The 12,328-nt window shown below is 73.7% G+C and carries 13 protein-coding genes and 1 tRNA gene; 3 read left to right on the top strand and 11 right to left on the bottom strand.

Annotated features, from left to right (window positions below):
* Nucleotides 1-23 precede the first annotated feature (23 nt).
* Nucleotides 24-683 carry a DUF3761 domain-containing protein gene (locus tag LZF96_RS09955; RefSeq protein ID WP_233868988.1) on the top strand — a complete coding sequence of 220 codons (660 nt, stop codon included), beginning with the start codon at nucleotides 24-26 and terminating at the stop codon, nucleotides 681-683.
* A gap of 158 nt (nucleotides 684-841) precedes the next feature.
* Complete coding sequence (locus LZF96_RS09960) at nucleotides 842-1,054, top strand: hypothetical protein (protein WP_233868991.1); 213 nt, start codon at nucleotides 842-844, stop codon at nucleotides 1,052-1,054.
* 732 nt (nucleotides 1,055-1,786) lie between these two features.
* Here LZF96_RS09960 and LZF96_RS09965 read toward each other — a convergent pair.
* From LZF96_RS09965 to LZF96_RS09995, 7 genes are all read right to left on the bottom strand, one after another.
* Complete coding sequence (locus tag LZF96_RS09965; protein WP_233868994.1) at nucleotides 1,787-2,653, bottom strand: RNA polymerase sigma factor SigF; 867 nt, start codon at nucleotides 2,651-2,653, stop codon at nucleotides 1,787-1,789.
* 217 nt (nucleotides 2,654-2,870) lie between these two features.
* Nucleotides 2,871-3,662, bottom strand: a complete 792-nt coding sequence (locus LZF96_RS09970) for a SigB/SigF/SigG family RNA polymerase sigma factor (protein WP_233868997.1) — start codon at nucleotides 3,660-3,662, stop codon at nucleotides 2,871-2,873.
* Between the two features lie 356 nt (nucleotides 3,663-4,018).
* Nucleotides 4,019-4,183, bottom strand: a complete 165-nt coding sequence (locus LZF96_RS09975) for a hypothetical protein (protein WP_233868999.1) — start codon at nucleotides 4,181-4,183, stop codon at nucleotides 4,019-4,021.
* Nucleotides 4,184-4,398: 215 nt separating this feature from the next.
* Nucleotides 4,399-4,488, bottom strand: a tRNA-Ser gene (locus tag LZF96_RS09980).
* 37 nt (nucleotides 4,489-4,525) lie between these two features.
* Nucleotides 4,526-5,158 (bottom strand): nucleoside deaminase, encoded by a 633-nt coding sequence (locus tag LZF96_RS09985; protein ID WP_233869002.1) that lies wholly within the window; start codon nucleotides 5,156-5,158, stop codon nucleotides 4,526-4,528.
* Between the two features lie 228 nt (nucleotides 5,159-5,386).
* The gene (locus tag LZF96_RS09990) at nucleotides 5,387-5,920 is read right to left on the bottom strand and encodes a hypothetical protein (RefSeq protein ID WP_233869005.1); all 534 of its coding nucleotides are present in this window, start codon (nucleotides 5,918-5,920) and stop codon (nucleotides 5,387-5,389) included.
* Between the two features lie 110 nt (nucleotides 5,921-6,030).
* Nucleotides 6,031-6,279 carry a hypothetical protein gene (locus LZF96_RS09995; RefSeq protein ID WP_374203187.1) on the bottom strand — a complete coding sequence of 83 codons (249 nt, stop codon included), beginning with the start codon at nucleotides 6,277-6,279 and terminating at the stop codon, nucleotides 6,031-6,033.
* 219 nt (nucleotides 6,280-6,498) lie between these two features.
* Between LZF96_RS09995 and upp the strand changes: the two genes are divergently transcribed.
* Nucleotides 6,499-7,131 (top strand): uracil phosphoribosyltransferase, encoded by a 633-nt coding sequence (gene upp, locus LZF96_RS10000; RefSeq protein ID WP_233869010.1) that lies wholly within the window; start codon nucleotides 6,499-6,501, stop codon nucleotides 7,129-7,131.
* 116 nt (nucleotides 7,132-7,247) lie between these two features.
* Here the strand turns inward: upp and LZF96_RS10005 are convergent, their stop codons facing one another.
* The 4 genes from LZF96_RS10005 to LZF96_RS10020 all read right to left on the bottom strand — a co-directional run bounded on the left by LZF96_RS10005 (nucleotide 7,248) and on the right by LZF96_RS10020 (nucleotide 12,223).
* On the bottom strand, nucleotides 7,248-7,946 hold the full coding sequence (locus tag LZF96_RS10005) for a LytR C-terminal domain-containing protein (protein ID WP_233869013.1): 699 nt from the start codon (nucleotides 7,944-7,946) through the stop codon (nucleotides 7,248-7,250).
* A gap of 320 nt (nucleotides 7,947-8,266) precedes the next feature.
* Nucleotides 8,267-8,563, bottom strand: coding sequence for a type II toxin-antitoxin system VapB family antitoxin (locus tag LZF96_RS10010; protein WP_233869016.1), 297 nt, complete (start codon nucleotides 8,561-8,563; stop codon nucleotides 8,267-8,269).
* 328 nt (nucleotides 8,564-8,891) lie between these two features.
* Nucleotides 8,892-10,544: a M28 family metallopeptidase gene (locus LZF96_RS10015; protein ID WP_233869019.1), complete on the bottom strand. Its 1,653-nt coding sequence runs from the start codon at nucleotides 10,542-10,544 to the stop codon at nucleotides 8,892-8,894.
* A 458-nt stretch (nucleotides 10,545-11,002) separates the two neighbouring features.
* Nucleotides 11,003-12,223 carry a MerR family transcriptional regulator gene (locus tag LZF96_RS10020; protein ID WP_267940707.1) on the bottom strand — a complete coding sequence of 407 codons (1,221 nt, stop codon included), beginning with the start codon at nucleotides 12,221-12,223 and terminating at the stop codon, nucleotides 11,003-11,005.
* Nucleotides 12,224-12,328 lie beyond the last annotated feature (105 nt).

Raw genomic sequence — 12,328 nt, forward strand, 5'->3', positions numbered from 1 at the left:
CGCCACCACCGGTGGATCCGCCCGTGGAGGGCCCACCGGGCGATCCGTTCCGCCGCAAGCGGACCTGGGCGGCGGTGGTCGGGGCGCTGGCGGTGGGAATGCTGCTGACGCCCGGTGACCCGGGCGGTGGGGGAACCGCCGGGGTGCCGTTTCCCGGATTCGGCGGGACCGGGGACCCGCTCCCCGTCTCGGCGGGCCCGGAGGCGGGGGAGCCGATGGAGGTCGACATCGCGGGGGAGGCGCGGGAGTCCGAGCCGGGCAACGAACCGTCGTCGGCGGTCCCGGCCCCGGGGCCGACCCCCGGCCCGACCCCGCCGGAGGAGTTCGTCGAGGACCCGACGGAGCCGTTGCCGGTGGTGACGACCACCGTCACCGAGACGGTCACCGAGTCGGTTCCCCCGCCCACCGAGCCACCCGCCGGGGACGGGAAGGCGCCGCCGACGACGGAAGGTCTACTGGTCAGCGACCCGGCGACCCCGCCGCAGGAGGAGGAGGAGGACGAGGCCGGGCTGACCTGGCGGGGCGAGGACATGTCCGGCCCGCTCACCGGCGGGGAGGCCGCGGAACTGGTCGAACCCTCGGCGTGGTGCAACGACGGGACGCTGGTGTTCGTGGAACGCCGGCGCGGAGCGTGCGCCGATGAGGGCGGAGTCGCGGTGTGGCTGAAGCTCCTGCCGAGGTGATCGGGGGCGGGGGCCCGGGAAGCGGGTGACGGGCCGGCGCAGGGGGTCGGCGCGCCGCCGGTTCCCCGCCGACCGGCGTCCGGGGGCCGGTCGGGTGACCGGCCGGGAACCGACTCCCGGGTATCGCCGGGGCGGGAGCGTTCGCTAGGGTCCCCCGCATGGCTCACAACCCCCATGCACCGCAGGGCCCGCAGGAGCACGATCCGGCCGGCAGCACCCAGATGTTCCGCGCGTTCGTCGACGACGAGACGCGGAACGGTCCGACCACGACCCCCGCCGCCGCCTCCGGCGGTTCGAGGCTCGGCCTGATCCTGGGCATCGCGGCGGGCGTCGTCGTTCTCGCCGTGGTCGCCTGGGTGGCCTTCCGCTGACCCCCGATCCGCCCGTCGTGTTCCGCCCGGTGCCGCCGGGCGGGGGCGGGGGCGGCAAACCCTCCACCGGTGGCGTCGGTGTCATCGGTCGCGTCGACGCGTCGTGTTCGGCTCCCCGGAGTCGGAAACGGCGCGTTGCGCGTTTCCGGCGGTAGGTGCGGTAGGCGCGCGGGGGAGTGGACGCGGCCGGATGTGAGCGGCGTGGCGGAGCGGGGCGACCGTGCCGGTGGGGGCGTGAAGCGGCGCCGGTTCGACTCCGGGCGCGCGGTGACCGCGCGGCGTGACGGAGCGCGTGCGCGTCGGGGCCCGGGGGTGCCGCGGGCGCCCGGGTGGGGGACGTGCGCGTGACGAGTGCGGACGTGCGGGTGACCGGCCGGGGCCACGGGCGGGCGGGCGGGACGCGGTGGGGCTCCGGGGCGGGGCGGTGACGGTCCGGCGGTCCGGGCGGGGCACGACGGGGCGTCACGAACCTTCACGGGCGGGGTGGGAAGGAGCCGTTCCGGTCGGTGATGGTGCGGGTGGTTCGGAGGGTACTTCGGGGGCGTTCCGGGACGTGGTGCCCGGGGGGCGGTGGACCGGGGTGCGTGGGTCGGTCCGCTGTTCGTCCGGGGAATCCGGTGTGATCCGGGGTCGGACGGCCCGGTGGGACGACGGGTGGGCCGGGGTGGTCCCGGTACCCGATCGGGCGTCCTCGTTGACCCGGACCGGCCTCGTCGCCGGTCCGGGACTCCCTCACTCCTCGGCGGTGAGCCCTTCGCGCAGTTGCGCGAGCGTACGGGTCAGCAGGCGGGAGACGTGCATCTGCGAGATGCCGACCTCCTCGCCGATCTGGGACTGCGTCATGTTGCCGAAGAACCGCAGCATGATGATGCGGCGTTCGCGGGCGGGCAGGCGGGCGAGCAGCGGCTTGAGGGATTCGCGGTACTCCACGCCCTCCAGGGCGCTGTCCTCGTACCCCAGACGGTCGGCCAGGGAGCCCTCGCCGCCCTCCTCCTCGGGGGAGGGGGAGTCCAGGGAACTGGCGGTGTAGGCGTTGCCGACGGCGAGGCCGTCGACGACCTCCTCCTCGGTGACGCCGAGCGCCACGGCCAACTCGGCCACCGTGGGCGAACGGTCCAGCTTCTGGGACAGTTCGTCACCGGTCCGGGTGAGGGCGAGCCGCAGCTCCTGGAGGCGGCGCGGGACGCGCACCGACCAGGAGGTGTCGCGGAAGAACCGCTTGATCTCGCCGACGACGGTCGGCATGGCGAAGGTGGGGAACTCCACCCCGCGGTCGCAGTCGAAGCGGTCGATCGCCTTGATCAGGCCGATGGTGCCGACCTGGACGATGTCCTCCATCGGTTCGTTGCGGCTGCGGAAGCGGGCCGCCGCGTACCGGACGAGCGGGAGGTTCAGCTCGATCAGGGTGTCCCGGACGTAGGCCCGTTCGGGACTGTCCGCGTCGAGCGCGGAGAGCCGCTGGAACAGGGACCGGGAGAGAGTGCGGGTGTCGAGGTTGTCGGTGTCCGCGGGAGGTTGCGGCGCGGCGACCGGCACCGTCGGGTCCTGCGGCGCGTCGGTCGTGGCGAGCACCTGGGAACTGTCCAGTTCTACGGACATGCCACCCCCTGGGGGTCGTGGACGGGTCGTGGCGGCGTGCCCCGCGAGGGGGTACGTCCCCTCGTGCATACCGGCGCCGCCGCCCTGGCAAACGCGGTTCCAGCAGAATGTCACAAGTCATCAACGCGATGTAGTGCCAAGTCGATAAATGGGCAACACATGACGCGGGGTTTTCCCACCGGGCCGCTTCTCACCGTCTCGAGATCACTCGAAGGGGTCAACGGTCGAGCGGATTTGCGTCTCTCAGCCGGGCCACGCTGCGGCTGAGCAAACGTGAGATGTGCATCTGTGACACCCCCAGCTCGGCGCTGATCTGCGACTGTGTCAGGTTGCGGTAGAAGCGCAGCAGCAGGATCCGCTGCTCGCGTTCGGGCAACTGCACCAGGAGGTGTCGCACCAGGGCCCGGTGCTCCACCCCGGCCAGACCGGGGTCCTCGTAGCCGAGGGTCTCCGCCGGCCCCGGCGAGCCGTCCTCGCGATCCCGGGACGCCTCCAGGGAGGAGACCCGGTACGCCCGGGCCGCCTCGGTCCCGGCCCGCACGTCCTCCTCGGGAACCGCCAGGCGACGGGCGATCTCGGAGGTCGTCGGCGTGCGGCCCAGCAGGCCGGTCAACTCCTCACCGGCGGTGTGGATCCGGATGGACAACTCGTGCATCCGGCGCGGCACGTGCACGCTGCGGACGTTGTCGCGGAAGTAGCGCCGGATCTCCCCGACGATGGTCGGCATGGCGAAGGTCGGGAACTGCACGCCGCGCGTCGGGTCGAAGCGGTCGATGGCGTGGATCAGGCCGATCGTGCCGACCTGGACGACGTCCTCCATGGGCTCGTTGCGGCTGCGGAAGCGGTGCGACACCCAGCGGACCAGGGGCAGGTTCGCCTCGATCAGCGCACCGCGCACGCGGGCGTGCTCGGCGGTGCCGGGGTCCAACCGGATCAGCCGCTCGAAGAGGGCCGCCGTCACCTCGCGGGCCCCCGCCCCCTTGGTCCCGCGGGTCCGCGTCACCGCCACCGGCCGACCGCCCCTTCGCACTCCGCTGTGGACACCCCCGTGGACACCCCTGTGGACACCTCGATACGGGAAAATCGGTCATAGCATCACAAGGAGGGGTCAACGGTGCAAGTATCCAGTGGGTGTGTGTCGGTCCGGGGGCCGGGCGCGGACACGGTGTCCCGGAAGGGTCCCTCGGGCGCGCCCGGCGCGTCGGGGCGGCGCGTCGGGGCGGGACTCCTTCGGGATCACCGGGGAACCGATCCCCGGGTGCGGGCGTGCGGGCGTGCGGGCGTGCGGGCGTGCGGGCGTGCGGGCGTGCGGGCGTGCGCGCGTCCGGGTGGCCTCGCGGGCGCAGCACCCGGGAGCCGGGGCCCTCAGCGGACGAGGTCGGCCACGAAGTCGCCCACGCCCGTGGCGGCGGCGGAGATCCCGTCGAAGCCCATCCGGACGAAATCGGCGGACGGTACGGGCCAGGCGATGATCGAGTAGAGGACGAGCACGCTCAACACGTAAAGGCCGATCCGTCCGGCGCGTGCCATGTCCGTCCTCCTCCCCGCGATACCGGTGCCCCCGGTCGTCTCCCGCGACATCTCCGGGGGGCGGGAGCCCGGTCCCGGATCGGCCCGCGGTCGGGCGAGTGTAACCGGCGCCCCGGCCGGCGGAACCGGTGAGGCCGGAGCGGTGGGGTCGGACCGCCCGCCACACGACAAGGGGCCCGGTCCGTGTGGACCGGGCCCCTCGTTCCTGCACTTCGTGGCGGTAGCGGAGGGATTTGAACCCTCGGTGGAGTTGCCCCCACACTCGCTTTCGAGGCGAGCTCCTTAGGCCGCTCGGACACGCTACCGAGAGGCAGCTTAGCCCGGGCCCGGCGCGGGGCGAAATCAGATCCCGCCGGGGTTCCCGTGGTCGGTCGCGGCTCCCCCGCCCGGCCCCTCGCCCGGCTCCGTGTCGCGCCGGGCGCCCGGTCGCTCGCCGGATCCCGAGGGCGGACGGCCGGTACGGAAGAAGCGGGACAGCGGTTCCCCGCACTCCTCGGCGAGCACCCCGGAGATCACCTCGGGGCGGTGGTTGACGCGCCGGTCCCGCAGCAGGTCCCACACCGAACCCACCGCCCCGGCCTTGGGGTCGGCGGCCCCGTACACGACGCGTTCCACCCGGGACAGCGCCGCCGCCGCCGCGCACATCGCGCACGGTTCCAGGGTGACGACGAGGGTGCACCCGGTCAGCCGCCAGCCGTCGAGGTGATCCGCCGCCCGGCGCAGCGCCAGCACCTCGGCGTGGGCGGTGGGGTCCCCGTGCGCCTCGCGTTCGTTGTGGGCGGTCGCCAGGATCGGGCCCCGCGGGCCGCCGGGGCCCAGCACCACGGCGCCCACCGGCACGTCACCGCGGACAGGGGCGGCCGACGCCTCGACGAGCGCGAGGCGCACGGCGGGTGCCCAGGGATCGCGCAGCGGGTCGCCGTGCGCGGATCGGGGGTCGGTGCCGTGAACCGGTGGATGGTTCGTGTCGCTCATCGCCGACCCCATTCTCCGGGTTTCCCGGTTCCTTCGTGTGCCGGCCCGCGCGGTCGGCCGGGTCGGTGCCACGTCCCCCCGGGACGCGGGGCACGACGCTACGGGAGGGCCGGCCCACCGGATCCGGTGGGCCGGCGGGATCGGGGGCCGGCGGCCCGGGGCCCGGAATCGGGAAGGCCGCCGGCGCCCGGTGGGGTGACGGCGGCCGGTGTCCTCGGCGCGGGGTTCTCAGCGGACGGCCTCCAGCACCTCCGCGCAGCCCAGCGCGTCGGCGATCTCGCCCAGGGCGTTCTCCGGTGTCAGGGTGAGTACGGTCCGCGCCTCGATGCCGAAGTCCTCCATCAGCTCCGGATCCCCGACCGGCCCGGCCGGGACCGCCTCGGGGGGTGTCGGCTCCTCCTCGGCGAGCGCCTCCGCGGAGGGCCCCTCCTCGGTGCCGTCGAGGTCCGTCAGTTCCTCCGGGACGCGCGTCTCGCGCGGCTCCCGGCCCAGCAACTCGTCACCGATCAGGATTTCGCCCCAGCCACTGCGCATGGCCCGTGAGGCGTCGGAGACGAAGATCCGGGGATCCTCCTCGCCGTCCACGCGGACGACGCCGAACCAGGCGCCCTCCTGTTCGATGCAGACGAGGACCGGCTCGTCGTCGGGCGACGCCGCGCGCGCCAGATCGGCCAGCTCGTCCAGGCTCTCCACGTCGTCCAGCTCGGTGTCGCTCGCTTCCCAACCGTTCTCGGTGCGCGCGAGCAGTGCGGTGAAGTACACCTCGACTCTCCCCACTCGGTTCGGCAATCCGTCAGTGCCTGTGGCGTGCCCGTTGCGTGCCTGTTTGCATCGTGACAGAAAAGCCGGGATCTGTCGGGCAACTCAACGCCTCACCAACGGAATGTCCGCATCCGTTGTTGAAGGCGCAACCTCGCGGTGCGGGCCCGGCGGGGGCGGACCCGATCGCGCAGTGCCTTGGCCTCCTTGAGTTCGCGCAGGAACTCGGCCCGGCGGCGACCGCGGTCGGTGTCGGGCCGTTCCGGATAGCCGGGTCTCGGCATGGTTCCTCCTGCCTCTGCCCGCTCCCGATTCGCGTTCCGCCGGTCGGGTGGTGTGTCGGGCGTGCCGGTCCGCGCGATCCGGTGGGACGGGGGCCGGGAGCGACGGTCCCCGGGGGCGCGCACGTCCCGCCCCTCCACGTTGTCTCCCGTTGTTCCTGCCCGGGACGGTGGGCGGGTATCCCCTGATCACCGAGGGTGCGCGGGTCGGCGCCGGTGGTCATCCGGTGGGTCCGGATCGGTTGTCCACCGCCCCGGGCGGTCCGGGCCGGTCCCGGCGGGTTGGGTACTGTCGGGGCCATGCGGATCCATGTCGTCGACCACCCGCTGGTGGCCCACAAGCTGACCACGTTGCGCGACGAGCGCACCGATTCCCCGACGTTCCGCCGGTTGGCCGACGAACTGGTGACCCTGCTGGCGTACGAGGCCACCCGACAGGTGCGCACGGAGCGGGTGGGCATCCGCACGCCCGTCACCGACACCACCGGCGTGCGGCTGTCGCATCCGCGCCCCCTGGTGGTGCCGATCATCCGGGCCGGCCTCGGGATGCTGGACGGCATGGTCCGGTTGCTGCCGACGGCGGAGGTCGGTTTCCTCGGCATGATCCGTGACGAGCGGACGCTGAAGTCCTCCACCTATGCCAACCGGATGCCGGAGGACCTCTCGGGCCGCCAGGTGTACGTGTTGGACCCGATGCTGGCCACCGGCGGGACGTTGGCGGTCGCGATCCGGGAACTGATGGACCGGGGCGCCGACGACGTGACGGCGCTGTGCCTGCTGGCCGCTCCGGAGGGTGTCGCCCACCTGGAGGAGGAGTTGGCGGGAAGCCCGGTGACGGTGGTGACCGCCGCACTGGACGAGCGGTTGAACGAACAGGGCTTCATCGTCCCCGGCCTGGGGGACGCGGGCGACCGGATGTACGGCACGACCTGAGGCACCGGTGGGGTCGCCGTTCGCGCGGCGGCGTTCGCCCCACCCGTCCCGACCGCCCCGCGCCCGCCGTGTTCCGGCGGGACGCGGCGGGCGGGAGGGGGCCGGACGGGGTGGGTTCAGCAGTCGGGTTCGGTGGGGCTCGCCGCGACGAGGGCGGCCAGGGCCGCCTCGACCTCGGCGGGCTCGGCCAGCGTGTCGAAGGCGTCGCCGAGCACCAGGTCCACCACGCGGTTTCCGGAGGCCCCGGTTCCCCCGGGCTTCCCGCTCCCGTCGGCTTCCCCGGATTCGTCGGCGTCCACGGGTTGGCGGGGGGCGCCGGTCTCGGCGCCGACGGCGTGCGCGCCCAGGACGGTCAGCACGCCGCTCTCCTCGGCGTCCGGTGTGCCGATCAGCAGGCCGGTGGAGGGGACGGTGCCGTCCAGATCCCCGGGGGCGTTCTCCACGAGGCCGATCAGGAAGCCGCGTTCGGCGAGGGTGTCGGCGGTGCTCTGGGCCAGGCCGGAGCGGTCGGTGGCGTTGTAGACGTTCACGGTGATGGTGTCGGGGGACGGGAGTTCGGCGGGTTCGGGGGACGTGTCGGCGGTGCCGCACTCCTCCTCGTCCGTCGCGTTCGCGGCGGCGGCGCGCTCCGGATCCCCGCCGGCGAAGACGTCGACGAGTTGAAGGGTGCCGAAGCCGAGGACGCCCAGCGCGACGATGCTGCCGATCACGGCGACCGTCCTGCTGCGACGGCGCGGGCGACGGATCCGCGGGTAGCTGTTGCCGGTGACGCGGTACTTGCGTCCGCGCATGCCGGGTGGCGTCAGCATGCTCATGGTCGAAGCGTAGCCGGGTGACCAGGGCGCGCCTACAAGATGATCAACGGAATGGGTGACGGAGGGCCGGTTGGGCGGGCCGGAGGGCCCGACGACGGTGCGTCCGATGGCACCCCACATCGGTCAACCGGCCCCGGAGGCAAAGGAATCGGGCGAGCGGGTGGGGCGTCGGCGACTGTTCGTCACCCCTTCCGACGCCGCTTCGAGTCCGTTCGGGAACCTCGGAGCCGTTCGGGGACCACAGGGGGGCCGGGAGTCGTTCGGGGACCCGAACCCGGACCCGTCCCGGGAGCCGGCGGCGGACGCCGACCGGGTCGCGATCAGTCCAGCTCGAGCACCCGGGCGTGCAGTACCTGCCGCTGCTGGAGGGCGGCCCGGACGGCGCGGTGCAGGCCGTCCTCCAGGTACAGGTCGCCGCGCCACTTCACCACGTGCGCGAAGAGGTCACCGTAGAAGGTGGAGTCCTCGGCGAGCAGGGTTGCCAGATCCAGCTGGCCCTTGGTGGTGACGAGCTGGTCCAGGCGCACGGGACGTGGCGCGACGTCCGCCCACTGCCGGGTGTTGTCCCGGCCGTGGTCGGGATACGGCCGCCCCTCGCCGATGCGCTTGAAGATCACAGGACAGAGCCTACCGCTCGGGTGAACGGCTCCGCAGCCTCGTCGGTGGTCGCGCGGAACCCGGGACGGGGCGGGCGCGGCCGGTGTCATGGACGTGCCGGGAGGTGTGGGGCGTGGCCGCCACAGGGGATCGGGTGTCGAACGCGGGGCGCGTCCGGCCGCGCGTCCGGAGACCGTTCACCCCCCGGCCGGGACATCCCCGCGACGCCGTTCACCTCCGGCCCCCGGACGCGCCGGTGCCCGCCGACCGGATGGTCGCCGGGCACCGGCGGGGTGTCCGCCGACGGTCCGCTCCGCGCGGCCCGTCGTGAACGTCTCCCCGGGAACCTCAGGCCGCGTCCTCGTGGCCGTGGTCGTGGTCGCCGTGCAGGCCGCCGCTGTCGGCGGTCTCCGGGTCGGCGGCCGGCCCCGGCGGAACCGGGCGGTCCAGGGAGGCGGTGCTCCAGGAGTACCGGGCGGTGGCGTACGCGATCACCTTGACGTTGATGTCCAGCGCGGTGACGTCGACGTTGGACAGGTCGTCACAGGCGGCGTGGTAGCAGGGGTCGTAGGCCACCCCGGCCAGGCCGCCCCACAGCTCGGCCTGGGCCTCGGTCTTGACGCCCTCGGCACCGGTGAAGGTGCCGCCCGCCGGGATGCCGACCTCGATGAAGGGGCCGTAGTCGCTGCGTCCGCTGAAGGCGGTGGGGCGCGGGTTCCAGCCCTTGTCCTCCATGAACCCGTTGATCAGGTACTCGATCTGCGCGGAGCCCTCGGGGCCGGCGCCGGAGAGGCCCTCGGAGCCGTCACCGTCGTAGACGAACAGGCCGTAGTTGGGCGAGGCGATCATGTCGAAGTTGAGGTAGAGGGCGATCGCCTCGCGCTCCTCCTCGGTCAGCTCGTCCACGTAGTGGTGGGCGCCCAGCAGGCCCAGCTCCTCGGCCGACCACAGGGCGAAGCGCACCTTGTTGGGGCCGGCGTGCGGCGAGGGCTTGCCCTTGCCGATCGGCTTGGTCGCCTTCGCCAGCTGGGTGGCGGTCTCCAGTACCCCGGCCGAACCGGAGGCGTTGTCGTTGATGCCGGGACCCTCCAGGACGGAGTCCAGGTGGGCACCGACCATGATCACGTTCGAGGGGTCCCCACCCGGCGTCTCGGCCAGGACGTTCGGGGTCATCCGCTCCTCGGCGAACTCCTCCACCTCGAAGTCGACGACCACGGTCTCACCGGCGGACAACGCGGCGGACAGGGCCTCGCCGTCGGCGAGCGAGATGCCGCCCGTGGGCACGACGCCGGCACCGGGCTCGCCCAGGGTGCCGTTGAGCTGCCCCTCGACGTTGTTGTAGACGATGGCGCCGACGGCACCCGCCTCGGCGGCGTTGGCCTGCTTGAGGGCGAAGGGGCACACGCCCCGCTGGATCAGGGCGATCCGTCCCTCGAAGTCGCCGTCCGCGAAGGACTCGGCCGTGCAGCCGGCGCCGTCCTCGCCGACGGTCGGGGCCTCGACCAGCTCGGCGGTGGTCCCGCCGGCGGGGGAGGCGGCGGTGTGCGACATCAACCGCACCTCGATCTCCCGCTCCTCGGGCGAGAGTTGCACCAACCGCTCGGTGACGGTCTCGCGGTACAGGAAGGGGAAGTACTGGAGGGTGACGTCGTAGCCGGCGCGCTCCAGGACCCGGGCCGCGTAGGCGGCGGAGGCGTCGTAGCCGGGGGTGCCGGCGGCGCGGTTGCCGTCGTGGGCGTCGGCGATCCGCTGGAACTCCTCCAGGTGGCGCAGGGCGCCCTTCCCGGTGGTGGTCCGGACCAGGGTCCGGGCGAGTTGTTCGCCCTTCCTCTCGGCCCGATCGGGCTTGCCCGGCTTCCCGGGTTCGGCGTGCGTCGGCGCGGCCTCGGCGGTGGGGACGGTGTTCGCGGAGGCGGGGCCGGCGAGCAGCAGGGGGGCGGCGATGGCCGCCGTGGCCACGGCGGCCAGGGAGCCGCGCAGGCGGCGCTGCGGTCGTTTCACGGGTGGGGGATCCTTCCGGGTGTGACGGCAGGAACGGTTCAACGACGTGCGATCGGAAGGTCACGTCCGGGATGCGGACGTGACGCCCGGGCACGGTACCGCTCAGCGGGACCCGGAGGGAATGGCCGGCACGTGTGTTGATGGTCAATCACCCAAATTCAAATGACCGTCATACCGCAGAAGAGGGGGAGGGAGAACGAGCGGGGAGAGGCGGAAGTGAGATCTTTCCGGCCTCGCGTCGCTTTTCCCCTCATGTGGTTCTTTCCCGGCGCCCGGCTCCCCCGCCTCGTCGGGCCACCCGGCCCACTCTGGTTCGTCCGGACGCGCCCGGCGGGACATCCGCGCGGGGAGGCCGGCGCGGGGAGGCCCGCGCCCCTTCCCCGCGACCGGGTCACCGGTCGGGAAGCCCGGGGTCACCGCACGCCGAGAGAGGTCCGGCGGGAGGAAAGATGGGGTGATCAGGCCGCGTCGGCCCCGGCCCCCACCGAGGCCGCGACCAGCAGGTCCACCGCCGAACCCAGGGTGGTGGGGCGGCGGGTGCCGGGCACGGTCGGGCCGGCCGACCATCCCGGACCCAGCGTCAGCACCTTCGGCCGGGTACGGGCTCCCCTTATCCCCCACGCGAGACCGGTCAACCGGTGCGCCATCGCCCGATCCGCCGTCCCCCGGGACTGGGACCACAGCGCCACCGCCGCCGGCCCGGTCCGGCGCACCGCGTCGAACAACGCCTCGGCGGGCACCGCCGCACCGAACATCCGCTGCGGGACGTCCCGTTCGGCCAATCCGGCCGACACCGCCTCCAACGGCAGGGTGTGCAATTCGTTCGGCGTGCAGGCCAACACCACGGGCGACCCCGCCGCCGGAACACCGGCCCGGGCGACCGTGAGCCGCAGCACCGACGAGACGTGCCACGACAGCAGGTGCTCGACCTCCACGTACCGCTCGCCCGAGGTCTGCCACTTGCGTCCCACCGCGCGCAGGGCGGGCATGATCACCTCGTTCCAGGCGGTGACCAGGCCGTGATCGGCGATCGCCGCCTCCAGACGGCGCTGCACCGTGGGGGCGTCCAGCCGCACGGCGGCACGGGCCAGGCCGCGGCACTCCTGGTGGACGTTCTCCCCGAGCGGCAGGGTGTTCCCGCCCCCGGCGGGTGTGCGACGCGGGGTTCCCCCGGGGGTGTCGGAGGCGGCGGTGCCCCCCGACGGTTCGCCGTCGGACTCGGGCTTCCCGGTCCGGCCGGTGTCGATGTCGACGTCGGCGGGGCGCGTGGGGTTCGGGGTGCGCGCGGTGGTGGTCCCGGCCGTCGGGGCGGTGGTCCGCCCGGCCGTCGGGGCGTCCCCGGCGGACGCCCGCGGCGGGGCTCCGGCGCTCCCCGCGGCCTTCCGCGCGCTCTCCGGCGTGTCGGACCCGGAATTCCACCGAATGTCGCCGGGAGCGGGGCCGCTCATCGGATCCCCGCCCGTTCCCGCCGCCCGTCGGGCCTCCGCGGCGGCTTCGGCCGGTGGCACACCCTCGCTGGTCAGTCGGCACATGTGGGCCAGGACGGCGATGTCCTCCGGCGTCCAGCGCCGATGTCGGCCGCCGGTGTGCCCGGCCGGGCCGATGCCGTAGCGCCGATCCCAGGAGCGCAGTGTCGTGGGCGCCACGCCGAAACGTTTGGAAACCGCCCCGGTGGTCAACCCGGCACTTCCCACGCTCGCGTCCTCACCCCCTCCGACCTGCGGTTCCACTGTTCGCGGTGAGCGGCGCCGGGGTGTGCCGTCGGGCGGGGGCGCCGCTTTCTC

The sequence above is a fragment of the Streptomyces sp. ST2-7A genome, from assembly GCF_021390475.1.
Lineage (GTDB): Bacteria > Actinomycetota > Actinomycetes > Streptomycetales > Streptomycetaceae > Streptomyces.